Here is a 24,609-nt window from a genome sequence, read left to right on the forward strand (position 1 = left end):
TGACTGCAACCAAACCACACACATTATGATACCATATATTGTAACTTTTCTGCCCGTTAGCTGAGCTGATTTCCAGCAATACAAAACAAGCGATGGATCGGTTCCACCGCTGTGCTATCGTGTCCCGTTAGCGTAAAGCATCAGTGCTTTCAAGTACTGCCTTTATCCTCCTTACGCTAGAAGACGAGCTCTCTTCCTTAACAATTTTAAAAGTACCAAGGTCAGCCGTATTCACCGCGTGAGGACCGCCGCATATCTCTTTGGAGAATTTGCCCATCGTATATACTTTTACCATCTGGCCATACTTGCTCTCGAATAGACCAATAGCCCCTGTTCTACGTGCATCTTCAAGCGTCATCTCTTCGAACGTAATCCCGACGCCCTCGGCAATCGCTTCATTGACCAGCCGCTCGGTTCCCACGATCTCTTCTTCAGTCATTTTACGATGGAACGAAAAATCAAAGCGCAGTCTCTCAGCCGTTATATTGCTGCCCTTTTGCGCCACCTCATCTCCGAGAACCTTTCGTAGTGCAGCATGCAGAAGATGAGTTGCCGTATGCAGATTTGCCGTCTGTGCAGAATTATCTGCTAAACCGCCTTTAAACTTTTGGGCTGCTCCGGCTTGAGATAACTCTCTATGCTTCTGAAATTTCTCTAGATATCCTTCCAGATCGATGGCGATGGAACGCTCTGTTGCCAGTTCCATGGTCAATTCGATGGGAAACCCATACGTATCATAAAGTTTGAATGCAGCTGCACCGTCTATTTGACCATTTACTAATGAAATCGAAAGCTTATCGAATTCACGAAGTCCCTGCGCGAGCGTTTTTTGAAAACGAGCTTCTTCCGCCTGGAGTTCCCTAATAATTTTATCGCGATTGCTTTGCAGCTCTGGGTATATTAGCTCGTACTTGTCAATCACAGCGCTAGCGATATCCGCTAGACCGCCTTCTTGAATACTCAATTGCATTGCGAATCTAACAGCTCGGCGAATCAATCTTCGCAGCACATAGCCTTGGTCGACATTAGACGGAGTAATGCCGTAATTATCACCAAGGATAAATACTGCCGTGCGGGTATGATCCGCAACAACTCGATACGCTTTGGGTTGATTTTCGTATGCCGTCTCCGACAGTTCTGCAATTCGTGAGAATATCGTAGTAAACAGGTCGCTATCATAGACTGTTCCTCCATTCAAAGCGACTAGCACTCTCTCTAAGCCCATTCCCGTATCGACGTTTTTTTGATCAAGCGGTTCAAACTTTCCCTCCGCCGTTTTGTTATATTTCATAAATACATTATTCCAGAATTCAACATAGCGCCCACATCCACATGCTGGCGAACATGTAGGACCGCAACGTTCTTTATCCGAGATAATGAAGATTTCCGTATCGGGACCGCAAGGACCTGTTTGACCTGCTGGCCCCCACCAATTATCGGCTTTAGGCAAGAAGAAGATCTCTTCCTCACTTTGACCTAATGCACACCATATCTCGTACGACTCCTGATCACGGGGAGCATCATCATCTCCTTCGAATACAGTAACCGCAATTTTATGCTTGGGAATATCGAGCCAGTTCGGCGAAGTGACGAACTCCCAACTCCACGATATGGATTCATGTTTGAAATAATCGCCAAGTGACCAGTTGCCCATCATCTCAAAAAAAGTGCAATGGGTATCATCACCGACTTCATCTATATCCACAGTACGTATACACTTCTGAACATTGGTTAACCTCGTTCCAGATGGATGCTTCTCTCCAAGTAAATAGGGCACCAGCGGGTGCATGCCCGCTGTCGTAAACAATACGGTGGGATCGTTATCGGGTATAACGGAAGCGCTAGAAATGACGGCATGACCTTTTTCTTGAAAAAACTGAATATACTTCGCTCTAATCTCTTCAGATGTATACAGTTTCATTGATATTTCTCCTTTTACTCTATTTTAGACAACAAAAAAACGCCCCAAGATTGGGACGAATTAATCGCGGTACCACCCAAGTTATTGTCTTCGCATTTAGCGATACAATCAGCTCAATTGACTATAACGAGTCAAACCGGCGGGCATTAACCGCACTCCTGAACCGGCAACATACTAAGTTTCGTAGGATTTCACACCAAAACATCCCTCTCTGAACGAAATGTAGCATATTTTGTTCATTCATTGATTTCATTTATATCATTTATATCATTTATATCATTTATATCATTTCCTAATTATTGTTATTGTAGCCAGTTAGAATTCAGATGTCAATCGTGTATATTAGCAACCTGCATAATACTCGAAAACCCACTCGTAATTAACGTAAACTGCCCGTTAGCTCAACGAGGCTACCGTTCATTAGCGGCAGCCTCGTCTTGTTGATTGTTACGCTATAGTGTCCCGTTAGCGTAACTTACCACTTTATTTTTTTACTTTCCCTCTATATAATTTCCCATCATATACACCATCTTTCCATACTATCTCACCATCACCTGATAAAGCCTCAATTTTGAGGGAATCTGGTTGTCCAGGGGTTTCTTCCAAATAATCAAAATAGGTAAACCAATATCGTCCTTGCTCGGTTGAAATAATTTTTGCTTGTTGATTTAATGTATTTTGTCTTACCATCACATTTTGTATTTCGTCATCGGTAATTAACCCTGCAAACGTCAGTATTGGAATGTTAGGATCATTAGTCATTCCCCACGTAAAACCATCATTCGGGTTAATTTCGGCATTCCCACTAGTATTCCAGTATTCTGTTTTATTAGAGTAGAATGCATGGCGAAACCCCAATTCATCTTTATACAGGACAACCATTCCCTTTTCTACTTCTTCTTGATAAAGTAACTCAAACGTTTCGGACTGTGTTTTCTCTATTAACTTGTTAATTTTATCCTCGTTCGAAACTGAGCATCCTGTAATAAAAATTATTAAAATAATAATGAAAGAAAACCTTCTCACCAAATTCAACACCACTTTTCTAATAATTTCGTTTAAACAACAACTCCTGAATGTTGCTATATATTTTAACGTTATCACACGATACAAGTTACATTTTTTAATAAATTATTTCACTGTCCTTATTACGCTATCCTGCCCGTTAGCTTAATAAAAAGAACAGGCTACCGTAGCACCTGCTCATAAATGTATATATTCAACTAACGTATCCCGTTAGCTTAGTGAAATGCAGCCGAATCATAATTAGATATCTATCAAATCGCCAAAGGAATCAAGTTCTTGTCCTTAGCTCAGATAAGAACTTGATTCCTTAAATTCAAAAAAAGAACAAAAAAGTTTGTTGATTACATTCCTGAACTCATTGTTAGAAATCCTCTAAGACAGTCTTAAATGAGGACGCCATCACATCAAAAACTACCTTGGTTTCGTCATCGACAATAAAAACGATCGTATACACCTTTTCAATATTTTGGATCGGGTCATAGATCGAAATATCATGATAAGTGCTATCGTCTACTTTTTCATAGTAAAATTCTATGATTCCTCTGCTGGTAACTCCAGCTGATCCATATTGATTTATGATATCTAATAAGGTGCTTTCACCCAATACTATGCCTTTTTTTGTACGCAGTGAAGGTGTTTTAGAGGACTTATCACTTGTAAACGAATTGATACTCCAAGCATCCAACCGTCCATTGGTGTTAAAATGTGCACTGATTAACGGATAAGTATCAAAATTAAAAATATCCTTTTCCTCAGAATCTCCAAAACGTTCATCAACGGTTCGTTTCATATCACCGAATCTAACGCCGGGGAAATCATCGCTCCCGAACAAGTTGAAATCCTCATGTGTGACAGGCTCTGTACTAAAATCGGAAATTAATGCGATAGGAGTATTTGACAGAGCGGGAAGAAGGCTACGGTCTGTAGGGGTCGCTGGTCTCTTATGCATCTTCAATTTTCCGTGAAGGGCAAACTGCCGTATCCACTGGAGCGCCTCTGCCCGTGAGAACGTGCTATCCCCGTCAAACTGCTCCGAAGAGCTTGCTTCACTATTAGCTAAGCCATGTCCAATCAGGTAGGTTATAGCATCGTCACCAGTATAGTGAACGCCTTGGGAAGCACTAATGAGTTCGGCAGCTCTCAACTTTGTAATAGGCTGTAATCGCATCGAATAGTTGTTATCACCAACTGTCGGATGGTTGTAATACCCTGCCATTCGATAAGGCCCGTCTGTCCAACTCTCACTTGGATCGTATGCGGTACTTGCATTCAGCAGAGCCATCCCCATCGCTCTGTATAACATTTTGAGAAATTCAGCCTCCGTGACTACTTGGTCCGGCTTAAGGCTTTGATTCGGATAACCATTAATCACATTTTGAGCAATCCCCCATTGGAAAAGACGTTTGGCCCAGTGCTCGTTCATGCCTTCCGCTGGGGTCCCTTGCCACCTCATGATGGACTCTATTTCTGTATTGTCCTGCTCCTGCGACAGTGATTCTGCTACCGCCGCAGTTGAAGTGCCAATTAATAATGCTGCTATTACCAAGTAAATTGTCGTACGCTTGAATCTTGCCAACCTCGATCATCCTTTCACTCAACCTAATTAATTCTTCTATTACCATTTTATCGGATAATCAGGTCAACTAGCTGATAGGCCTTCCCATATTGGTGATACCAAGTAAAATGGAACGCGACGAAATGGTTGAATTATTCAATAAAACTGCCGTTTGTCGAACAAAGGCAGCCGATATCTACTGACCAGCTGCCTTTGTGTCGTTATTGAGTTTAACGTAACTCATTCTATGTCTGCTGAGGCGCTCCTGGTGGATAATAATTATTTAGTAACGTTTACAGTCGTGAAATACGTAGTAGGTTAGGATTTCTTGTACGTCCCATTTCATTTATTCACTACCACCTGTAATTTGCTCTTTACCATTGTTCATAATGTATTTGATTCAAATCAAAGCATCTTACATGATTGTCCAATCATTCTCTTTTTGACCAACATATATTGAAGATATAAAACAAGAGGAGTTGATATTTTGGTACGTATTCTCGATAAAGCTGCCGTCCAGCCGCGACGTAGATTCAATTTAGCAAACTCATTTAATATCCGACGTTCACCAGCAAGATCTCGCCTCGCAACAATCATTATACGGATTCCGGTCAATTCTCAACCTAATCTGGTAGATTTGGTAGCAACCGTGGGTGTTCGAGGTGTCACTGGTATTGCGCAAATACTCTTTAGAATCTTTCGCGATGGAAGTGAGATTTTCAACACACTACAAGGTATCGAATCTGCTGGTTCTGAACAAAATTATGCAGTTACGTTCCAGGCGGAAGATAGAAATGTAAGAGCTGGTACCCATGTTTACACAGTCACAGCAGAAAACCGTACTGCAAATACAAGAGCCGATGTTGTTGGGCCTGTATCGTTTAGTGGGTTAGCCGTTAAAACGAGAACCTAATACCATATTTGCAATTTTCAGCACCTGAATAGAGAGCCCTGCAAAAGCCTCGATTTTGAGGGAATCGGTATTCCAAGATGGAAAAAGAGATAGAAAAGTAAAAAGCAGCTCGTTCCTCGTCAGAGGATGGGCTGCTTTTGCTCATTTCAACTAAGTATAACTGCCGTTAGTTCAATTAGTGATAAAAGAAATACATGATATCACTCGAACAGTTGGACGTTTGGTTCTCGTTTCAGAACGTGAACAAGCATAGTATGCAGCTGACCACTTATTAATTTTGTAATTATGTTTCTATCAACAATTAGGTATAATCTCTTCCATAACAATCGGTGAAGCCCGGTATTCCATTTGGAGATATACTGGGATGAAATATTAATTTATTCTGTATTAAGAACATTGTTACCTGCTTAATCTGTTGTTGTTCTCAATCCATTACTTACTCATCAGCTGAAGCAAAAGGCGGTACGGAAGGTCAAGACCGACCCGATCGTTGCCATACGTATTGCTCCGTAGCCTGTCCTTCATCTTTCCGATCGATGATGAGGGTATCTACTCCCTGCTTAGCCGATTGGTATGCGGTTGAAACTCCAGCAATTCCCGCTCCAATGACAATTACCTTCAAGATGATTCCACTCCTTTCTGTAGTCGCTCTTCTCATTATAACGAGATCCCTATCAAATAGAAAAAGCCGCGTATGACGCGGCTTTTGAAGTGTTATATGAAGAGCAAAATACAAATACTTTTCCAACTCTACAAAATGTGGCTAGTTTTTTATTCAGTACCTCATCAACATGAAGCTTATTCGTCGAAGGAACGCTTTGTACCTTTGTTGCCATATGCCTTACCTTTATCGAATAGGCAAATGAACAACCACTGTCGTACCTTGGCCTACCTGACTTTTCATTTCGATGCTCCCATGATGAAGAATCACGATCTTCTTAGCAATGGCAAGCCCTAGGCCATTACCGCCAATGCTGCGGTTTCGGGATGGGTCTGTTTTGTAAAAGCGCTCGAAAACATAATCGAGCTGCTCCGGCGCTATTCCGATCCCCGAATCGGTTATCGCGAACAATATTTCATTCATCGAATGAGTAATGAGTATTTCTATATGCCCGCCCACGGGGGTAAACTTGATGCTGTTGCCGAGTAAATTCATCCATACTTGGTTGAGCTGGTCCCTATCTGCCGTTATTTTGACTACATCACCCATTTCTAAATCGATGTGAATACCCTTGGCAGACCATTGAGGCTCGCAAGTAACGACGATTTGCCTGATCTGCTCGTCAAGGTTATACGTAATCGCCTCGAATGGATGATGTTCCGAATCTAGGGAAGCGAGCTTCAATAAATTATCGCTAAGTCTGGATAGTCGCCCGCTTTCCCCGATAATGATATCTAGGTAATAATTCCGATCGCTTTCCGCCACCAAATTGCTGTTCTTCATGGCCAGAGCAAACCCAGAAATAGACGTTAGCGGGGTTTGAATTTCGTGAGAGACATTCGAAACGAAATCCTGCCTCATCTGCTCCAACTGTTTAAGCTCGCTAGCCATCTCATTAAAGCTTTGAGTCAAAGCACCCATTTCATCCGCGCGTTTCATTTTTATTTCCACATCGAAATCGCCCTTTGCAAGTCGTTTGGTCGCTTGCGTCAACGCTTGGAGGGGTTTCACCAAATATCTGGCCGCAATCAGAATGCATAGACTTCCAATCAACAGGCCGAGCAGCAATACGAGTAGCATCATCCGATTAAAGACATTTTCGTTCTGCGAGGAAAACTGCATAAACATAGCATGCGGCTCCCCTTCGAATGGAAAGGGAAGGCCGATGAACGTTTGTTCTACCTCTCCGGTAGAACGATAAACTTGTCCCCGCAACACTAGCCCAACCGCTTCCGGCGTAATTTCGACGTTATTCGTATGGTTTAGGTCATAGAACGTTACGTTGCCGGAAGCGTCATACATTTGAATCAGGTAGGCGGATACCTTCACCATACTCCCTATGAACGCATCCCTATCATCGGGTTTTGTTTGTTCATAGAGACTTATAATCTCCTCCCCTACTGCAATCATGTCGTTCTGTCCTGAGTGGTTTATTTCTTTCTGGAATAGAAAGAGCCCTATAGAGATAGAGGACAACAAGCTAAAGATAATAACTGCCAGAAACGTGCAAATGATACGGACGTATAATGTTTTGATCATGTAATCACTAACCGATACCCCAGACTACGGGCCGTTTCAATTTGAAAATGTTGCGAATCTCCGGCAAACCTTTCCCTTAGCCGCTTAATGTGAACATCGACAGTTCGGTCATCGCCTTCGTAATTTTTCCCCCAAATATGTGTGATCAACTGTTCCCTGGTGAAAATTTGCCCCGGATGGTTAGCCAATTTGAACAGTAGCTCGAACTCCTTTAACGGTAGATTAAGCGTTTCGTCTCCCCGAATAACTTGAAAGCTACGGCGATTAAGTTCAATGCCACCCAGCTGTATGGTCTGTGAAGAGACAATCATATAACGTTTCAGCAACGCTTTCACTCTCATCACAAGCTCCATCGGATCGAACGGCTTCGTTAAGTAATCATCCGTTCCAAGCTGAAATCCCTTCACTTTTTGTCCCGATTCTCCCTTGACCGTGACCATCAAAAGAGGGATATTCGAATCTATGCGCCTAATCTCCCTACACAATTCCCAACCGTCTAATTCAGGCATCATAATATCGAGGATAACCAAATCTATTTGAGAACTTTCCACAATCGCTAACGCTTCCGCACCGTCTCTTGCCTCCAATATCTCGAATCCTTCATTCCGCAAAAATAAGGTGATCAACTCGCGAATGTGCGCATCGTCATCCGCGATAAGGATTTTGGCCATGAGCATGCACTCCTCCACTCTCTCTCGTATTCCTCCCAAATGGGCGGATTGTTGCTTCAACCAAAATGCCATCCTAATAGATTCCAATGATAGAAGAATAAACTTGATACCACTGCCGATAGCGCTACGAGTGAGTAATGTACACGCTTCAGCAACGTCCAATATTTATTTTTCCATGCCAATACGCTTAAAGCTATCATAGCCAAGGTCAATCCGACAAATAAGATGGGCATGAACAGATAGAGGTTCAACGATGGTGTAATGCGGCTAAGCCGATCGATCAGATTCATGTTCAACACCACAAGGAACGTTGCAGCGAAGGTCACTAGTGCCCAAGCAGCGGTAGCCGCCGATAATCTAACGGCCCACTTCTGCACCTTAGGCATCGCTTTGATTTCGCGTCTACGGTAAGCGAACCCTGTCAATACGGTGATGAACAGAGCTACCGAGATTCCAAGCAAGGGAAGCCAGAACTTAGTTTGATCTATCAGGGGTGTCGGCTCCAGCGGCATAGGATTAAGCAAATCAAGAAACAGATAAGTGACCTTGCCCGCCGCATCGGTGCGGAATCCCATCTGATTCGTGCCTCCTACTTCCTGAAATAAATCAGGTCCGATCGGAGCATATACTTGTTGATCGGCTCCGCTTCCAATGGATAGTCGGTTATCGGAAACCGTAATGCTAATCTTGACCAGAAAATTAAAAAACTTATCTATATCGCTGTGATTACGGCGCGTGAATTGATAGGAACCGGCGTATTTTTGCAAGGAATTCTCAAGAACGGTGGACTCAGGAGATAATTTGACTTCCTGCAGAGGAAAGTAACGATCGAAAAAGGCTTGCGCTAATCCTCCCGCTGCTGCTCCACCGTCACCGCCGCTATAGGAAACGAAAATGCCGATTTGCTTATCAGGTACAAGATAAGCCGCGGTATTGAATAGTTCATCCGAGCCGGCATGGGAAATAACACGCAAACCGTTCATATTCATCTCATAAAAGCCAAGGTCCATTGCCGGTAAACGCTTATTAAACACGAAAGACGGCGAATGCATCAATTGGGCAGTTTCCGGCTTAAGAATTTGCTTGTCACCATAACGTCCGTCCTGAAGATGGGCGATCATGAAATGGGCCATATCGTTCGCTGAGACGGATCCTGATCCCGCCGGACGGAAACCTCCCTCGAACGTAAGCGGCCTAGTTGCGAATTGGCCGTTCTCACGAGCATAGCCGAGTACGGCATAAGGCTCCAAAGACGCCGGAACAGGCTCCTGAACCGTGGCATATTCCATCTCAAGCGGAACGAAAATATTTTTATCTATATAGTCATTATAAGCAATTCCGCTAACTTCCTCGACGATAAGTCCCGCCAACGAGGCGCCATAGTTGGAATAAGACATCATCTCACCTGAAGGCCTAACCCGTGCCGGCATATGCTTGGCAAGAGTTTCAGATATCGAAACGGGCAGCTTCTTTGGATCCGTGGTAATTTGATAGCCAACGCCCCCCTCCTCGAACCCGGCGGTATGTGTCATGAGATGACGCATAGTAATCGGCTGCAGATAAGTTTTTGGTATTTTCACCGTTTTTAAATAGGTATTGACGTCGGTATCGAGATCGATCTTGCCCTGCTCGACCAATTGCATCACTGCCGTCCAAGTAAACAACTTCGTTGTCGAAGCAATCCGAAACAGGCTAGTCTCAGGATCAACTAACGTACCTTCTTCGATGTTAGATTGACCATAACCCTTAGCGAACAGGATCTTCCCATCCTTGACGATCGAGATGACCGCACCTGGAATTTGGAAATTGTCGATATGCACATTCATGATACCATCCGTAAATGCTGATAGCTGAGCGGCGTCATTCAAATCTTCAGCCACTCTCTCCGGTTTAGCGGAGATCCATGTCGGAGAGGGAGTCGCTGCTGATGCAGACGTCTGAGCCCCTAACATACTCGATCCCATCGTAGCGACCAGTAGCATCAGTAAAATTATTTTGCAAGATATTTTTCTCATAAACGATAACATGATAAGCCCCCAACATTTAGCATATTTTTGATAGCTAAGAGAGCATAACATAGACATGTGAACGGAGAGTGAACCTCGCTGGTATTCACAAAAGTGGAGGGTCGTCAGAATGATTAAGGAAAAGTATCACAAACTTATTGTAATAAATTAACAACTGAAACTTCCAGGAATTTCATTGACGATCTCCCGTCGTCGCTCCAATGTCATACTCGCTTTGCCATGCTCAAGGCCAAGCTTACAATAAAGTTTTGCTATGGACAGAAGCATGGCTATTTTATTTTTCGGATTGCTGAATACTCTTCAACTAAGCTGCCCGTTAGATTTAATTTCCATGGGAGCTTAATGTTGCTGCAGTAATTCTATCTCTTCTATATAGAGAAGATGACGAGTGCAGTTTTTTGGTTCTTAGCATAGATACAAATATAAGAACCTTGAGATTAAATTCAAGGTTCTTTGAGAAGTTGGTCTGTAGATAATGATATTTATTTAAAATCCTATGAGGGATTCTCTGTTTATTGTCTTTCTTACTTAGAGTAACTTTAATGTAGTATAAAATTAACAGAAGCCTTTAATGGAATATCTAAATTCTAGCTTGAACATTATGGTTGTAGGTGAACCGGGCTCATTGATACATGAATAATATAGATATATTTAATAAATAGTCGGTACCATTCCCCCATCCATACGGATAGGAGAACCTTTAAAGGCGGATGCATAAGGACTACATACAAATGTAGCTAGTCTACCTATTTCAATAGGCTTTATAAATCGCTGTATTTCAGATTGAGGCAGGTTTGTAGTCATAAATTCTTTTTCTTTTTCTGAAAAAGTCATCTCTTCATTAGGGTATATACCCTCAATGATTTGATGCACATTTTCAGAGAGTGTTGGTCCTGGCAAAATCGTATTAACTGTAACTTCTGTTCCTGTTGTTAATTTAGATAAGCTTTTTGACAATGATAATAGCATTGATTTTGTCATTGCATACTGAGGCATTTGTCCTGAAGGCATAATGGCTTCTTCACTTGCTATAAAGATAATGCGGCCATAATCATTTTTCAACATTTTAGGTAAATAAAATTTAGATAATCCATTTGCAGCAAGAACATTAGTACGGAAGTATTTTTCCCATACTTCATCGTCAACGTCCTCATATTGCATGATTTCATAAATACCCATATTGTTAACTAAAATATCAATATCGGGGTATTTTTCAAATAAAGCTTCTCTTTGTTGAATATCCACAATATCGGCTGTAGCATTTTGAGGAGCGGTAGCCGGGAAATCTGACTTAATTTCATTTATAGTACGTTCTACCTCTTCATAATTTCGTCCATTAATTAATACATTAACACCTTCTTTGGCAAGTTCAATGGCAATTGCTTTACCTATACCTTTCGTTGACCCTGTTACTAAAGCTGTTTTATTGTTTAATCCCATATCCATAATACATTTCTCCTTTTTAACATCTAGTAGTGATTATATTACCTTGTCTGGATTGTCCAGTAACTAGCATATTGCGTCAAAGTTCTTGTTTAACACGCCAATTTGATGGAGTATCACCTTCCCAAAGACGGAAGGCTCGATAGAACGAGTTCTGGTCTTCATATCCAATCAAGAAAGCCACTTCTTTAATATCGAGCGAGGGGTCTGCCAAGTACTCTCGTGCCTGCTCATGTCTAACTTGTGTCAACAGATGCTTAAAGCTCGTGTTTTCGTCAGTAAGCCGACGCTGCAAGGTACGATCGCTCATACCTAACTCCTTCGCGACAGCCTTAATGTCGGGGCGCCCTCCTGTGAGGCTACGTTTCATGATCCATTTGACCATCTCGGTAATTGAGCGGCTCCGCTGCTGTTCATCCAACGATCGGTCCAGAACGGGAGTCAGGATCTCAAGCAACTCTTCGTTGTACGAGACAAAGGGGCGGTCCAGATCTCTTCGATGTAACGTCAAGCGGTTACATTTCGCACCAATCCGGACACGGCATCCGAAGTAAGCTTCAAGAGCCTGTACATCGCCCATTGAGTGCGAAAATTCGACGAACTGTGCCCTCAATGGTTGAGCTGTGCCCCGACGCCCAAGCTCCAGAAGAAATGCCAGCGTGATACCAACCAGCATCGGCGGACCGGGTTGCTCGGTATACAGCCAGTCCAGTTCGATTGTACAGTGCTCGCCCTCCTCGGTGATACGTAAGCTTTCGGGGGGGCACAGTTGTTTGTACCGAGCCATTCGGTTTAGAGCGTCGCGGTAGTCACGAGCGTGGTAAGTCGCTAAGACGGTCGGTGGGTACTTCGCTGTTTCAAAGACGGTCGCAAGCTTGATGATTCCTTTGGCAGTGTCACCAATGAGATCGGAATAAGCCTGCCAGATCGCGAAATATTGGGCAGTGGTGACTACTGGTTCAGTAATAATGGTGAGCGGCAGTCCTGCTTTGCGAGCTACGTCGTGGGCAGCAATCCCTAATTGACGTAATCCTTCCCAAAATCCTGGCGGGAATTTAATACGCTCAGAGGGTTGAGACTTCATACATATGGGCCTCCTTTAGCTACTTACATATTCATTAGTTTTTGTTGTGATTAGGTGTCCTGACTTGTTGATCGTCCGTTTAGCCTAACTGCCCATTACTTTAAAGTAACTTAAGTTTCTGTGCTTTCATAACCGCTTCAATGCGTGAATCTACATTTAACTTTACAAATATTTTCGTCAATATGTTTTCTACTGTCCGCTGTGTCAATGAGATCTCGATTGCTATCGCTTTATTCGTATAAGATTGTCCTAATAGCTTTATTATTTTCAGTTCTTTTTCATTAAAGTTCGTTACAATTTCTGATGATGAAGGATGTAATTTTAGGTTCATATAATTAAGAAAGTCTTCCGATACAACCACTTCACCCTTCGTGATAAATCGAATCGTTTGAAGTACGCGTTCCTTATCTGCTGTTTTCGGTAATAGCCCATCTACCTTTCGTTCCAACAATAACTCATAGTAATCACTCAGTTCATAACCTGTATATAAAATCACACGAGCATCTGCTTGATATTCTTTAATCTGTTGAGCCAATTCAATCCCGTTTAATGGTTTCATATTAATATCAATGATGTAAAGGTCAAAAGCAAATTCTCTCACTTTTACCATCACTTGCGTCGCGTCATTTTCTGTTTCAATTCGCATATCTACAACACCTTGAAACAACAGTTTCGTTCCATCCAAAACAACCGGATGATCATCTACAATTAATATACTAATCATTCACCAACACTCCCTTCATACCGACTCTGATGTGCATGCCATTGTGTGGTGAAGAATGAATCATCATCTCTCCGTTAAATGCTTTGATCCGTTCTTGAATCCCTCTTATTCCCATCGTATGTGAGTTTTCTAGCATTTCTTCGATAGAACACCCAACTCCGTCATCCTCATAAAGTAGTTCAAATCCGTCTTCTACATGTACAGCTTCATCGATACGTATTTCGCATTAGAATGCTTCAGTGCATTATTGAATAGTTCCTGGAAAATACGGTAAATGACGAGATTTACTTGAGCGTCTTTTATTTCAAGATGTGTTATTTCTATATCTAATCTAAAGTAAGCACGCATTTTTACTTTTTGGATCAATTTATTGAGTGCGGCATACAGACCCATTGTATTTAATAACGGCGGGCTTAAATGTTCACAGTAGTCTCTTAAATCTTGAGACGCTTCATCCAATTGCTCCCGAATACGATGTAATTTCATTGTAATATTCACATCATCTGTTTCTCCTGTAAGAACACCCATTTCCCTAATTAACAGTAATTGTTCTTGTAAAATCGTATCATGTAGCTCCTGAGCTAGCAGTTGCTTTTCCTCTTCAAACATACGCCAAAGCACTTTATCTAGCCATGGAATTTGATTCTCATTAAACGTCTTTATTTGCTTTATTTCCAAAATCAGTTTTTCAACTAATTGTATATTTTCGATAAAATTATCAACATATAATACGAATAACTCGAGCCATTGTAATTGGCCATTCCTGAATTTCTTTGTGGTTTGTTGAATGGTAAGCGTCATTAGTATGCTTTCAATCGCATTTTGATGTAATAAAACCTTATAGGTAAGGCCCTTTTTCTGAACTTCACCTTTTTTTATCATTTGATTATGTATATCCTTTAAAGTAAAGATATCCACTTGCTGGACATCTAGCTTAATCTTCATTTCATCTTTTATATTTGCAAATAAATCATTGCGGTTGGTCGATTTCCCTATACGATTAATAGAAGAATACAATTGGTGAATGGCATCTCCTTTAGATGAGAAAAGAATTCTACGTTGGTTATAGTCCAGTCGTTCCTTTATGTACAGTCCAAACAGCTGGATACATAATGCGAAGCAGAATATCCCTACAAGTTGAATATCCGTTAACGCACTGCCCCCTATAATATAAGTGCCTATCGTCATTAGTAGTGCCATAACAAGTGCGAATACCATGTAATATCGTAGACGATTAATATAATAAGCCATATCAAATAAACGATTCGTGAAGTACATTAATATAAATCCAAAAGGTAAAATAAATAAGAATAAGATCGTCGCGTCAGCAGACAGTAAATGTCTACCTAATAAAAGCTTAGGCAATAAATATAAAAAGCTAAAACCGATCAGTGGGGATATTAAAATGACGAGCAAAGACAATATTTGTGGCGTTTTATATTTCACGTAACTATGAATTATTATATAGAGAATGTATGCTCCTACTGATAACACGAACAATAACATTATGATTGATCTCACTAAATGAAAGGACGGGTAGATCATACGCACAACATCACAGACCACGATAAATAATGGTAAACTGTATAATATATTCACCTGTTTTATGAAGAGCCATTCTAGTTCCAAATGTTTAAAGTAACTTTTTAAAAAATGTATTAAAAAAATGAGACAACCTAGCATACATGCCCCATTTATGACCAGTCCAATCGGATTTGCTCTCGTTGCAGCACCTGAACTAACATATTCTAAAGATAACGTTAATAAAAAAGCTATCAGATAGACGGTCGCTTGTTCCCGCTCCTTTCGTTTGTATACATATAACGCTAACAAGAAAACAAGCACAAAATAAAATAGTGGTAAAATAAATTGCAAATAAAAATGCTTCGGCAAATCGTTATGCGTGACTTCAATCTGAAGCGTACGACCATCTTGCTTTATAACAGTTAATGTATTGGCAGCTCGAATACCTTGATCCGCCACTACAAGCGGTATTTCATTAATCTCTACCTCATCCACAGCTATAATAATATCGCCCACTGAAATCTCTTTTCTTTCGCCCCAATCAGGATAATACATTTCCTTCACAGACCATTGATGATTATTTTCTATTAGCTTTATACTGACAAACGGTTTGTCTAATACGACCAATAAAACAACAATACCCAGGAGAACATATAGGCTAATCGTAAACCAAAACCAATATTTTTGCAGAAACCTCAACGTCCTCGCCTCACTTAATCATCTTTCTATCTTTCCTATCATCATATAAATTCAAGTAGATGGAAAGAGTTTTGTCGAAAATTTCGGAACTCCACCACATTCATTTCGGAACATCACTATCTATTTTACGGAAGTCCACTATCGTATTATTAGTATTTCGAATGCTATCCTTTAGCTAAGCTGATAAATTTTCACTAAGAAAGATGTGGGATGATGAAACAATATGGACGATTACTTGTTGTAGCTCTCCTGTTGGTTGCAGTAGTAGCTGGTACGCTCGTAATTCTTAAACAAGATACGGTTCGCATGGGATTTGGTACAAAGCAGGAGATGGTGTTATCTTCCGGCACTTACTTCACACAGTCACTACAGCTTGCAGGCAAATATGCGATAGTTGCGACTGCCGGTAAAGGAGAAATCCGTTTTCTTAATTCTATGGAAGAAGAAGTTTTAACAGTGAATCTAATCGATGACCTTTATCGTGATGTCATAAGCCGAGCACCTCAAATGGAGAATCAAATTTTATTTGAAGAAGGTCAGAAAATTAATTTCGATGATGTTGCTTCCATGCTGATTACCGGTGATGATGCATTTACAGTAAAGCTCATTAAAAGATAGGAGAGATCGTATTTGTTACAACTTAACAATGTTAGCAAATTATACGGAGAACAGTATGCCTTATCAAATATAAATTTAGAAATTAATAGATCTGACTTTATCGGATTAATTGGGGCGAATGGCGCTGGAAAAAGTACTTTAATGAAGGTCATTTTAGGATTAGTTCCACACTATGGTGGAGAAATCATTTGGAAAGGGCAAAAAATATCAAGTAAAAATCAACTCACACTGTTACAAGACACAAAGGCTTTGATTGAAACGCCTCAATTTTTCCCTACGCTGACAGGCAAAGAAAATTTAATCTACTTTACAAAGTTAGACGGTACATATTCTGAACAACGTGTTAAGAACGCACTACAATTTGTTAATCTACTAGATGCAAAGGACAAACAGTTTCGCCATTACTCATTAGGGATGAAGCAAAAGCTGGGCATCGCACGCGTCTTTGCGACAAACTGTTCATTTATTATTTTAGATGAGCCGTTTAACGGGTTAGATCCAATTGCTAAAAGCGAAATGAAACAAATTTTAAAAAAGCTCTATGAAAGTGGCAAAACACTACTCGTTTCAAGTCATTTACTCGAGGAACTAGAGGAATTATCCAATAGAATTCTCTTTTTAGAAAACGGTCAATTAAAACAGGATATTGTATGGCATCATGATGCGGATACGATGTTTGAAATCTCCATTAATCGTATGCAAGCGACAAACATCCAACAATTCGTGAATCAATATCATATAACATACGACCTCACATTAAATGGTGACAAAATCTTCGTTAAAGCTGAGCGGGCTGTATTGCCAGCTATTTACACACTCTTCATTCAGCATGGCATTGATTTCTTTGAGGTGACGAATGCGACAAAGCAATTATAAAGATACTTCGAAAGCGGAGATGAAATGGTATGACGCCAACTAATATTTTTAGCAGCGAATGGCTTCGTTACAAACGGAGTCTAGTATTCTACTTATACATCGCCAGCTTAATCGGAATTCCTTTTCTATTTCGCTGGATCAAGGCTGGTGCGAATGAAACCATACTCTTTGCTGTCATAACGTTAACGATCACCGTACTTGCTTCTACCGAACTTGCCCGTCTAGCAGAGTCTGGCATCCTCAGAACCATTCTGTTAAGTAATGTGGCTAGAACAACCTTTTATGTTAGTCATACTTGCAAATACATTGTTTTTTTCATATTCTCAACAACGCTTAGTATGGTCATCATTCATTTTGTAGCGTTGCAATCATTGACATTAAACTTACTCTTGAAACAATGCTTTATTTATTTTGTATTAACCTTTTTTTATCTATCATTTTCTCAATTACTCAGCATTCTATTAAGACAAACCGTACAAGCATTAATGAGTGGTCTACTCATTTTGTATATTATTGTACCGATTTTTAATTCCTTTTTTTATTCAAAGGAATGGTACCACCTTCTACCGTTTCTTTATTTAGAGCCGGACAATTTCCTTGCACTCGAATCATCAAAACTTGTTTATATAAGCATCTTACTCATCGCATGTAGCTTACTATTTCAATATCTAGGAATTCGACGCATGCAGAAAATTGAAGTGTAAGCTCATTTTCATCTGGGCGAAGGTGTAGGCAATGGACATACCCAATACAAACACAAAGAGGACCATTAATCACATAGAAAATAATAGAGGGATATGTATAGCCGCGCTACCTACCATACGCGCATATCTGTTTGTCAGCCTTTGCTTTTGTGCACTAGTGGAACTACCTCCTATGTAATGCGTATTTATTTACAAGGGAGATGATCTAATGTTCATTTTTATCGGAATATTAATAGCTGGACTTGGTTTACTTAGTATCTTTAAGCCTACATTCGCATGGTATTCAAATGAAGGTTGGAAGGTAAAGGGGGATTCTGAACCAAGCGATGACTACATAACCGTTGTAAAATTAGGAGGAATAGTTGCTACAATTATGGGTTTATTATTAATTGTAGCTGGAATTCTAAACTTAATGGTTTAATGGTTATTCTGCCTAATATTGCTCCTCACGGTAGCCAAGTTATTGACTATGATTTCTCTCCCGGATCAGTCCGGCCATAATGTGCGGACCAAACCTCCTCTGCAACATTGATCATAAGAGTTACTTTCTTAATTTGTGGAAGTAGCTTCGAGAGCTCCGCTTGTATCTGCTCTTTCATTTTCATCAGTCCTTTCTTTTGAAATTCAAATCATGGTAAACTAAAGTAAATACTTTCCAACTGCGAGGTGACTTCGATGAAATACGGTAGAGCTCGGTCTGAACGAAATTGGAACTACCTTGAGTTATTTCTAGATATTCTGTTGTACATCCCAAGATTGGTAATCAAATTGTTAATCTAAATAAGATCGTACATTTGGTCACAAGACCGAGCCTGCCCACTAGTCAGACCGATGAAAGTAGCAAACTTCATCCAGGTCTCTTCTTAAGAATGTATTCCCCGACCACTTTATTTTCGATTTTAGTCGCTGCTGACGGATCTGCATTGAAGCTTTCCTACAATGAAATACAAAAGTTCGAAGACTTTTTTACATAGAATTAAGATAAGAACGGTAGTCATATCTTCGTCAAGTGTTGAGAAACTCCAGCTTGTAAATAGAATCTACCTTTTCCAGAACTGTCCGACTTTCTTGCATGAATTTTATAGGTGTAATTTTGCCCTTGTTGATGAAGACGCCCATTTCCCCCCTATTCTCTCCGAACGCAGCCTCATATAGGTGCGCAGCCCCCTTACTTGGGTGGGAAAAGAAAAGATGACGAAGGGGAATCAACCATATCGGCATGCCCGAACTTCCACTCATGGGGGTTTTATTAGGTCCTGGACAAACACTCCTGATTTCGATGCCTTCTGCAGAAGTTGTCTGTGCTGCTACTTGCGTCCATAGAGACAGAGCCAGCTTTGTAGAAGCATACCCTCCAAGTAGTTTTTTGAATTCGGTCGGTTTCTCCAACGTTTCAAGCTCGAACCGCTTCACCGATAGCAATGCATTGGAGGAAGTATTGACTATTGTTCTCATCTCTCCCTTTAATACTAGTTCTCTTAGTTCCATATAGATGATTTAAGGTATTACGTATATTTAGTTCGACTTAAAACCGTGAAATCCTTTGTCTATGCGGTTTTCACGGTTTCAGATGAGTTGTGAAGTGTTATCAAGTTGTTATGCTTTGTGGGCAAGTTGTGGGCATGTATAATCAAAATAATAAAAGAATACCCTGCTGACCACAATTAAGGTTAGCGGGGTATTCTTTACCCACGCTATCAGCTTGGAAGGCTGATATTTACGATTAGCAACGCGTGACTGTGATATGCAAAACAGCGTAGTATAAGAGATTTTATTTTTTTACGATAAACAACATGATACTGTGAGTCTAAATTTAATCATATGGACTGCCCCATTTGGGGCAGTTCCACTTTTTCTTCATTATATATACGGATTAAAATATTTTTTTGATTATTCTTAAGCTTGGAAGTTATAAATTAGCATGGATATATCTACCTATTTCTGATAGAATTGCAATGTCGTTTATTATCATATTTAGGGGGAATTTAAGCATGTGGATGGCTCTAGGTTTATTAAGCTTTTTGGCTTGTGGTGTGTTGATTACACTAGGATTAGTGTCTTTGATTAAGAAAAAGGGAACTTCCAAAAAGATGTTTTTGTATTCGTTGGTATGCTTTGTTTTGTTTATAGTAGCCATGGTCGCTAGTCCAGCAGCTGAGACTGAAACAGCGGATGCCAAAGATGAAGTGGTATCGGCCAAGGTTGATGATACTTCCACGGTCAAAGCTGATGACGCCGCTAAACAAGAAGCAGATCAAGCGGCCAAGGATAAGGCGGATCAAGAAGCTAAAGATAAAGCTGAGGCTGAAGCCAAGGTTGCGGCTGAAGAATTGGCTAAAAAGGAAGCTGAGGCAAAAGAGGAAAGTGTCCCTAGGGAACATAAATCGGCGTTAAAGAGTGCGGAATCATATGCAGAAACTATGCACATGTCAAAGGCAGGCATTTACGATCAGTTGACTTCTGAATATGGAGAAAAGTTCCCTCCAGAAGCCGCTCAATATGCTATCGATAACATTGTATTCGATTGGAAAGAAAATGCATTAAAACAGGCACGGACATATGCAGAAACTATGAGTATGTCAGATTCGGCTGTTTACGATCAATTGATTTCGGAATACGGGGAAAAATTCACTAAGGAAGAAGCACAATACGCGATAGACAATTTAGAATAAGATAAAAAAAGCGACCTACCCACGTAATTGTGATATGCTCCCATCATAGTAGACAGCAATCAAAGTGTCACCCTGCTGTTGCGTGATGGCGAAAAGATAACGGGAGTAGAGGAAGTATCGAATGATCCCAAACGCGCCAAGGTAAGGACAGTCGAAGGTCCAGTATGGGTACCGTACAAGGATATTAAACATGAGTCGAGAGTAATAAGTATGGTTAAAAAAAAGACCACTTAGGAGTTAATCCTCGGTGGTCTCTCTTTTTCAGTATCGTGTCCCGTTACTTCAACAAACGAATTGAGTTCCAGTTACCTTTTTTTCGAGAAAATAACAGTAAAGCTTATCACTTTATAGCCACTTGTTCTATCGTTCCGAAATGTAATCTGAACGGTATCAGTCTTAGCACTCTTCATCATATTTCCTTGTATCATGAATTCATGGGTGGTATCCGAATCCGTAAGAGGAAGTATTTTGGCATCATCGACAATAAAATCAGTATGATACTTTTCCTTAAGAATACTCATTATTTTTGGATGAAGCTCTATCAATAAGACTTCTTGCAGAAAAGTTGTATTTGATACAAGGAACTACCGCATGAACCTCAAATTGCATCTCCCGTCCCTGTCTGGAGTAGTTTATTTCCTCAGGCATAACACCTGCATTGTTAAAAATCACATCGATACGTTCTTCGTTCAATTTAATATCCTTCAGTGCTGCATTCAAACTTTTATAATCGCTCAAATTGGCTTTATAGACTCGGATATTGTTATTCTTTAGGGATTCTCGAATAAGTGAATCGTTATTGGGGAAACCAGATCGGATCAAAGCTATTACTTGCATTCCCTCTGATAGTAGTCGTTTTGTTAATTCGAACCCAACTCCAGGTTTGCAGTTTCCTTCAATTCTGGCTTCCCCGCTTCGAGTAACACTTTATTCCGACCTAAGAAAATAGCTGCTATGATTATGAGTAACCCCGTTCCGATAAGCAACCATTCAATTTCGATGAAATCTGCAAGTGGTCCAAAGATGAGCATTCCTATGGGCATCATTGATGTTGAAATCATACCAAATACACCAAATATTCTCCCTAAATAATTTTCATCCACTTTCTCCTGAACAAGAACAGTCGTTGGCGTATTGAAAATGGGCATAGCCACTCCGAAGATCGCCATGAATATTAAATAGATCCAGAAGACCGGAACAATACCGAGTAATAACGTGCAGACTCCCATTACAAGACTGGCGAGTGTCATCGTTTTTACTCTATTTTTAAAGCCTCCCCATGTAGCGATAATTCCTCCACCTACCATCATACCAATAGAAAAAGCAATTTCAATTACGGTTAACCGCCAAACATCTCCACCGAAACTACGTGTAACTTGCAATGGGGTTAAGAACGCAGCAGGCGCCATTAAGACAAAGAAAAAGGCGAAAAACACAAACAATTTCTTCAAAAATTCATGATTTTTAATATAAGTTAGACCTTGTTTAAAATCATTGAGATAGCTTAATTGTTGTTTCTCGGAAGCCTTCTTATGTAGCGGTATTTTTAATAACGTGAGTAATGTTACAATCGCAATCGCTGCGGTAATAACATCGATGAAGAATATTATTTCAATGGAAGTCATTGTCAAGAGTGCCGCACTAACCATCGGAGACACAAACATAATGATAGCTTGTAAGCTTCCATTGGTTCCGTTCACTTTCGTAAGTTTGTCACTTGGCACGATTTGCGGCAAAATAGCACCGACAGCTGGTGTCTGAATACCTGCTCCAACTGCACGAACTGCAGCCATTACAAAGAGCAACCAAGTCGCATTATAACCCATCAAAAAAATAACAGCGAGTATCAACGTGGAAATAGCAATCAGTGCATCTGCCGCAATAATAAGTAATTTCCTATTGTAGCGATCCGCCCATACCCCTCCGATTGGAGATAGAATGAAGGTAGGTATAAACCCACAAATAATATACAACGTCATCATTACACCTGACTGCGTAGTAAGCGTGATATACCACATAATCGCATACTGAACTAAGGACGACCCAAAAAGTGATATCGTTTGACTTCCTAAAAAGAGAATAATATTCCTTTTCCAATGATGTACTGAATTTTCATTTGTTGACGACATCTTGTTTACGATCTTCTCCTCCCTGGTTCTGCTAACATTATATTACACCTATTTTTTCTAAAAATCCCTTTTAAAATACAATACTAACATTTCCATCTTGATACGGAAATAGCCTAGAACATCTCGATAGGACTCCTTTTATTATTCTAGACTATATCCATATGAATGATGACTTCAACATTCTATTTACTCCGTCTCTCTCAACCGCTCCACATGTTCCGTATACTCCTTAACAAAGGCATTCATGCTGGACATGTTTTAATATGCTGTAAACTTATTATAGAGTTGTGCGTTGTATAGGTGGAGGGGGGCAGACATGGCACAAGAAACAATGAATGAATTTCTTCAACAGGTAGGAACCGTACTGTATAGATACTTGAGAAAACGTGGACTTCCCCATGAGGATGCCGAAGATATAATGCAAGATACCTGCTATAAATTTTTATTGCATAAAGATGGAATTCAATCAGATAAAGTTATGAGCTGGTTATTCCGTGTGGCTACGAATCAATTTTACGATCTGAAGAGAAAAGATACGCGACACCCCACAATGAATGTTGATGATGTCCCTCTCCTTTCCTTGACTGATATTCCTGAAATCAGCATCCTTCAAAAGGAAAGATCAATAAGTATCAGAGATACCCTTGAAACACTTTCTGAATTTCATCAAGAATTGTTAATTCTGAAGTTTGAGTTGAAGTTATCATACAAAAATATATCATCTTTACTAAATAAGAATGAGAATACACTGAAAACTCATGTAGCGCGCGCAAAGGAAAGATTTATAAAAAACTTCAAGGAGGACCTTTAATATGGAAAAGGATCTGAATCATTTTTCATTTGATGAAAAGCAAGCTACAAAATTAATGAGGAAAGCAAAACTGTGGTCTACACTAAAAATGATTGGAATTACAGTAATCGTGACACCTATTGTCTTCGTATTGTTATGGTATGGATTCAGGTCGTGGTCCCTCAATCAAGCTCAACAAACAATGAAAGAAATCGTGATGTTTAACGAAATTAGTGCACCTAATGTTCATATTAGTCATCAGACATACGATAATAATTGGTTCGGAGGGACAATTAAAACTAAAACCTTTAAGTGGATAGGGAACGTCCCTTATGTTTGGGAATCCGTTGAAAGGAAGTACACATTATTTGGTCGCTCTTCACGAATATATGGTTCGTTCGGAGCCATCCCGTTAGATCTACCGGCAGAATCGAATCAATTTAACCGATATAATGCTGATACAGGTGATAGAGAAATGATCTTTTACCACCCTGAGATTTCCTATGATGCCTATAAGGATATTATTAGCGATCTGAATCAAGTTGACGACACTACGTTAGTGGAGCTCGGATTATCTTTTGATAAAGCGTATCATTTCGATGAGATCAAGAGCCTAGTTCCTTCTGATGTACAATTCGTCTGGTGGTGGGTCGACGCCTATACGGATGACTATTTAGTATATATGAAGCAAGGAAAGCAGGTGATTCCTGCGGATAGCATGCTCATTTATGGATTTCATTCAGAACAATTTGAAATAACCGGCGGTATCGATACTTTTATTACAAATGTAGAGCAGTTGCGTGAGAGCAGTAAGAGCTTCAAATGGGCAGCAGACGAAATTCACAAATCTTTAGTGGGGGATAATCAAAGCATAGAACAAAGTGATGTGAAAATTATTGGTGCTGTCGTAACAGGGACATCCAAACAATTAGAAGTGTTACAGGGGCAATCCTTCATAAAAGCCTCCACATTCGGAGTGATATCTGACAAAAAATCCGTACCGAACTAAAACCTTTGCGTAAAGAAGACATAC

General features: G+C 40.2%; 24 protein-coding genes and 1 pseudogene. 8 read left to right on the plus strand and 17 right to left on the minus strand.

Annotated features, from left to right (window positions below; translation table 11 throughout):
• Nucleotides 1-127: 127 nt before the first annotated feature.
• The 3 genes from ACP8HI_RS10585 to ACP8HI_RS10595 all read right to left on the minus strand — a co-directional run bounded on the left by ACP8HI_RS10585 (nucleotide 128) and on the right by ACP8HI_RS10595 (nucleotide 4,523).
• Nucleotides 128-1,921, minus strand: coding sequence for an alanine--tRNA ligase (locus ACP8HI_RS10585; protein WP_438351042.1), 1,794 nt, complete (start codon nucleotides 1,919-1,921; stop codon nucleotides 128-130).
• Nucleotides 1,922-2,404: 483 nt separating this feature from the next.
• Nucleotides 2,405-2,956, minus strand: a complete 552-nt coding sequence (locus ACP8HI_RS10590; protein ID WP_438351043.1) for a hypothetical protein — start codon at nucleotides 2,954-2,956, stop codon at nucleotides 2,405-2,407.
• Between the two features lie 352 nt (nucleotides 2,957-3,308).
• The gene (locus tag ACP8HI_RS10595) at nucleotides 3,309-4,523 is read right to left on the minus strand and encodes an S-layer homology domain-containing protein (RefSeq protein WP_438351044.1); all 1,215 of its coding nucleotides are present in this window, start codon (nucleotides 4,521-4,523) and stop codon (nucleotides 3,309-3,311) included.
• A gap of 466 nt (nucleotides 4,524-4,989) precedes the next feature.
• Between ACP8HI_RS10595 and ACP8HI_RS10600 the strand changes: the two genes are divergently transcribed.
• Nucleotides 4,990-5,415 carry an exosporium protein C gene (locus tag ACP8HI_RS10600; protein ID WP_438351045.1) on the plus strand — a complete coding sequence of 142 codons (426 nt, stop codon included), beginning with the start codon at nucleotides 4,990-4,992 and terminating at the stop codon, nucleotides 5,413-5,415.
• 505 nt (nucleotides 5,416-5,920) lie between these two features.
• Here ACP8HI_RS10600 and ACP8HI_RS10605 read toward each other — a convergent pair.
• From ACP8HI_RS10605 to ACP8HI_RS10645, 9 genes and pseudogenes are all read right to left on the minus strand, one after another.
• Nucleotides 5,921-6,073 (minus strand): annotated as a pseudogene (locus tag ACP8HI_RS10605) (FAD-dependent oxidoreductase); the annotation flags it as partial.
• A 189-nt stretch (nucleotides 6,074-6,262) separates the two neighbouring features.
• Nucleotides 6,263-7,615: a HAMP domain-containing sensor histidine kinase gene (locus tag ACP8HI_RS10610; protein ID WP_438351046.1), complete on the minus strand. Its 1,353-nt coding sequence runs from the start codon at nucleotides 7,613-7,615 to the stop codon at nucleotides 6,263-6,265.
• Nucleotides 7,612-8,286, minus strand: a complete 675-nt coding sequence (locus ACP8HI_RS10615; protein WP_438351047.1) for a response regulator transcription factor — start codon at nucleotides 8,284-8,286, stop codon at nucleotides 7,612-7,614. The genes ACP8HI_RS10610 and ACP8HI_RS10615 overlap by 4 nt, the downstream gene beginning before the upstream one ends.
• A gap of 56 nt (nucleotides 8,287-8,342) precedes the next feature.
• Nucleotides 8,343-10,313 carry a serine hydrolase domain-containing protein gene (locus ACP8HI_RS10620; RefSeq protein ID WP_438351048.1) on the minus strand — a complete coding sequence of 657 codons (1,971 nt, stop codon included), beginning with the start codon at nucleotides 10,311-10,313 and terminating at the stop codon, nucleotides 8,343-8,345.
• Between the two features lie 651 nt (nucleotides 10,314-10,964).
• Nucleotides 10,965-11,759 (minus strand): SDR family NAD(P)-dependent oxidoreductase, encoded by a 795-nt coding sequence (locus ACP8HI_RS10625; protein WP_438351049.1) that lies wholly within the window; start codon nucleotides 11,757-11,759, stop codon nucleotides 10,965-10,967.
• 76 nt (nucleotides 11,760-11,835) lie between these two features.
• Nucleotides 11,836-12,840, minus strand: a complete 1,005-nt coding sequence (locus tag ACP8HI_RS10630; RefSeq protein ID WP_438351050.1) for an AraC family transcriptional regulator ligand-binding domain-containing protein — start codon at nucleotides 12,838-12,840, stop codon at nucleotides 11,836-11,838.
• Nucleotides 12,841-12,940: 100 nt separating this feature from the next.
• The gene (locus tag ACP8HI_RS10635; RefSeq protein WP_438351051.1) at nucleotides 12,941-13,564 is read right to left on the minus strand and encodes a response regulator; all 624 of its coding nucleotides are present in this window, start codon (nucleotides 13,562-13,564) and stop codon (nucleotides 12,941-12,943) included.
• Nucleotides 13,557-13,700, minus strand: a complete 144-nt coding sequence (locus ACP8HI_RS10640) for a hypothetical protein (protein ID WP_438351052.1) — start codon at nucleotides 13,698-13,700, stop codon at nucleotides 13,557-13,559. Before ACP8HI_RS10640 ends, ACP8HI_RS10635 begins: the two co-directional genes overlap by 8 nt.
• A 56-nt stretch (nucleotides 13,701-13,756) precedes the next feature.
• Nucleotides 13,757-15,787 carry a sensor histidine kinase gene (locus tag ACP8HI_RS10645; protein ID WP_438351053.1) on the minus strand — a complete coding sequence of 677 codons (2,031 nt, stop codon included), beginning with the start codon at nucleotides 15,785-15,787 and terminating at the stop codon, nucleotides 13,757-13,759.
• Between the two features lie 210 nt (nucleotides 15,788-15,997).
• Here ACP8HI_RS10645 and ACP8HI_RS10650 point away from each other — a divergent pair, with 210 nt between their 5' ends.
• From ACP8HI_RS10650 to ACP8HI_RS10665, 4 genes are all read left to right on the plus strand, one after another.
• Nucleotides 15,998-16,405 (plus strand): hypothetical protein, encoded by a 408-nt coding sequence (locus ACP8HI_RS10650; RefSeq protein ID WP_438351054.1) that lies wholly within the window; start codon nucleotides 15,998-16,000, stop codon nucleotides 16,403-16,405.
• A gap of 12 nt (nucleotides 16,406-16,417) precedes the next feature.
• Nucleotides 16,418-17,281: an ABC transporter ATP-binding protein gene (locus ACP8HI_RS10655; protein WP_438351055.1), complete on the plus strand. Its 864-nt coding sequence runs from the start codon at nucleotides 16,418-16,420 to the stop codon at nucleotides 17,279-17,281.
• A gap of 29 nt (nucleotides 17,282-17,310) precedes the next feature.
• A complete protein-coding gene (locus ACP8HI_RS10660) occupies nucleotides 17,311-17,985 on the plus strand; it encodes a hypothetical protein (protein ID WP_438351056.1) in 675 nt (224 codons plus the stop codon).
• A gap of 208 nt (nucleotides 17,986-18,193) precedes the next feature.
• Entirely contained in the window at nucleotides 18,194-18,406 is a 213-nt protein-coding gene (locus ACP8HI_RS10665; RefSeq protein ID WP_438351057.1) for a DUF6199 family natural product biosynthesis protein, read from the plus strand.
• 46 nt (nucleotides 18,407-18,452) lie between these two features.
• Here ACP8HI_RS10665 and ACP8HI_RS10670 read toward each other — a convergent pair whose 3' ends face one another.
• Together ACP8HI_RS10670 and ACP8HI_RS10675 are read right to left on the minus strand one after the other, a co-directional pair.
• Nucleotides 18,453-18,584, minus strand: coding sequence for a hypothetical protein (locus tag ACP8HI_RS10670; RefSeq protein ID WP_438351058.1), 132 nt, complete (start codon nucleotides 18,582-18,584; stop codon nucleotides 18,453-18,455).
• A gap of 406 nt (nucleotides 18,585-18,990) precedes the next feature.
• Entirely contained in the window at nucleotides 18,991-19,473 is a 483-nt protein-coding gene (locus ACP8HI_RS10675) for a hypothetical protein (RefSeq protein WP_438351059.1), read from the minus strand.
• 503 nt (nucleotides 19,474-19,976) lie between these two features.
• Between ACP8HI_RS10675 and ACP8HI_RS10680 the strand changes: the two genes are divergently transcribed.
• On the plus strand, nucleotides 19,977-20,657 hold the full coding sequence (locus tag ACP8HI_RS10680) for an Ltp family lipoprotein (RefSeq protein WP_438351060.1): 681 nt from the start codon (nucleotides 19,977-19,979) through the stop codon (nucleotides 20,655-20,657).
• Nucleotides 20,658-20,962: 305 nt separating this feature from the next.
• On the opposite strand, the gene ACP8HI_RS10685 is transcribed toward ACP8HI_RS10680, so the two are convergent.
• Genes ACP8HI_RS10685 through ACP8HI_RS10695 form a run of 3 tightly spaced genes read right to left on the minus strand, consistent with a single transcriptional unit; the run spans nucleotide 20,963 to nucleotide 22,786 of the window.
• The gene (locus ACP8HI_RS10685; protein ID WP_438351061.1) at nucleotides 20,963-21,178 is read right to left on the minus strand and encodes a hypothetical protein; all 216 of its coding nucleotides are present in this window, start codon (nucleotides 21,176-21,178) and stop codon (nucleotides 20,963-20,965) included.
• Complete coding sequence (locus ACP8HI_RS10690) at nucleotides 21,165-21,494, minus strand: hypothetical protein (RefSeq protein WP_438351062.1); 330 nt, start codon at nucleotides 21,492-21,494, stop codon at nucleotides 21,165-21,167. Before ACP8HI_RS10690 ends, ACP8HI_RS10685 begins: the two co-directional genes overlap by 14 nt.
• Before the next feature lie 23 nt (nucleotides 21,495-21,517).
• Complete coding sequence (locus ACP8HI_RS10695; protein WP_438351063.1) at nucleotides 21,518-22,786, minus strand: MFS transporter; 1,269 nt, start codon at nucleotides 22,784-22,786, stop codon at nucleotides 21,518-21,520.
• Between the two features lie 316 nt (nucleotides 22,787-23,102).
• Between ACP8HI_RS10695 and ACP8HI_RS10700 the strand changes: the two genes are divergently transcribed.
• On the plus strand, nucleotides 23,103-23,597 hold the full coding sequence (locus tag ACP8HI_RS10700; RefSeq protein WP_438351064.1) for an RNA polymerase sigma factor: 495 nt from the start codon (nucleotides 23,103-23,105) through the stop codon (nucleotides 23,595-23,597).
• Nucleotide 23,598: 1 nt separating this feature from the next.
• Nucleotides 23,599-24,585 carry an anti sigma factor C-terminal domain-containing protein gene (locus tag ACP8HI_RS10705; RefSeq protein ID WP_438351065.1) on the plus strand — a complete coding sequence of 329 codons (987 nt, stop codon included), beginning with the start codon at nucleotides 23,599-23,601 and terminating at the stop codon, nucleotides 24,583-24,585.
• Nucleotides 24,586-24,609 lie beyond the last annotated feature (24 nt).

The organism is Paenibacillus sp. FA6, from assembly GCF_051550225.1.
Taxonomy (GTDB): domain Bacteria; phylum Bacillota; class Bacilli; order Paenibacillales; family Paenibacillaceae; genus Paenibacillus_AQ.

What these genes read in the sequence shown, in the direction of transcription:
- ACP8HI_RS10585 (WP_438351042.1), bottom strand. Translation starts at nt 1,921, where the DNA reads ATGAAACTGTATACATCTGAAGAGATTAGAGCGAAGTATATTCAGTTT.
- ACP8HI_RS10610 (WP_438351046.1), bottom strand. Translation starts at nt 7,615, where the DNA reads ATGATCAAAACATTATACGTCCGTATCATTTGCACGTTTCTGGCAGTT.
- ACP8HI_RS10615 (WP_438351047.1), bottom strand. Translation starts at nt 8,286, where the DNA reads ATGGCCAAAATCCTTATCGCGGATGACGATGCGCACATTCGCGAGTTG.
- ACP8HI_RS10620 (WP_438351048.1), bottom strand. Translation starts at nt 10,313, where the DNA reads ATGTTATCGTTTATGAGAAAAATATCTTGCAAAATAATTTTACTGATG.
- ACP8HI_RS10625 (WP_438351049.1), bottom strand. Translation starts at nt 11,759, where the DNA reads ATGGATATGGGATTAAACAATAAAACAGCTTTAGTAACAGGGTCAACG.
- ACP8HI_RS10630 (WP_438351050.1), bottom strand. Translation starts at nt 12,840, where the DNA reads ATGAAGTCTCAACCCTCTGAGCGTATTAAATTCCCGCCAGGATTTTGG.
- ACP8HI_RS10635 (WP_438351051.1), bottom strand. Translation starts at nt 13,564, where the DNA reads ATGATTAGTATATTAATTGTAGATGATCATCCGGTTGTTTTGGATGGA.
- ACP8HI_RS10640 (WP_438351052.1), bottom strand. Translation starts at nt 13,700, where the DNA reads ATGCTAGAAAACTCACATACGATGGGAATAAGAGGGATTCAAGAACGG.
- ACP8HI_RS10650 (WP_438351054.1), top strand. Translation starts at nt 15,998, where the DNA reads ATGATGAAACAATATGGACGATTACTTGTTGTAGCTCTCCTGTTGGTT.
- ACP8HI_RS10660 (WP_438351056.1), top strand. Translation starts at nt 17,311, where the DNA reads ATGACGCCAACTAATATTTTTAGCAGCGAATGGCTTCGTTACAAACGG.
- ACP8HI_RS10665 (WP_438351057.1), top strand. Translation starts at nt 18,194, where the DNA reads ATGTTCATTTTTATCGGAATATTAATAGCTGGACTTGGTTTACTTAGT.
- ACP8HI_RS10670 (WP_438351058.1), bottom strand. Translation starts at nt 18,584, where the DNA reads ATGAAAGAGCAGATACAAGCGGAGCTCTCGAAGCTACTTCCACAAATT.
- ACP8HI_RS10675 (WP_438351059.1), bottom strand. Translation starts at nt 19,473, where the DNA reads ATGGAACTAAGAGAACTAGTATTAAAGGGAGAGATGAGAACAATAGTC.
- ACP8HI_RS10680 (WP_438351060.1), top strand. Translation starts at nt 19,977, where the DNA reads ATGTGGATGGCTCTAGGTTTATTAAGCTTTTTGGCTTGTGGTGTGTTG.
- ACP8HI_RS10685 (WP_438351061.1), bottom strand. Translation starts at nt 21,178, where the DNA reads ATGAGTATTCTTAAGGAAAAGTATCATACTGATTTTATTGTCGATGAT.
- ACP8HI_RS10690 (WP_438351062.1), bottom strand. Translation starts at nt 21,494, where the DNA reads ATGCAAGTAATAGCTTTGATCCGATCTGGTTTCCCCAATAACGATTCA.
- ACP8HI_RS10695 (WP_438351063.1), bottom strand. Translation starts at nt 22,786, where the DNA reads ATGTCGTCAACAAATGAAAATTCAGTACATCATTGGAAAAGGAATATT.
- ACP8HI_RS10700 (WP_438351064.1), top strand. Translation starts at nt 23,103, where the DNA reads ATGGCACAAGAAACAATGAATGAATTTCTTCAACAGGTAGGAACCGTA.
- ACP8HI_RS10705 (WP_438351065.1), top strand. Translation starts at nt 23,599, where the DNA reads ATGGAAAAGGATCTGAATCATTTTTCATTTGATGAAAAGCAAGCTACA.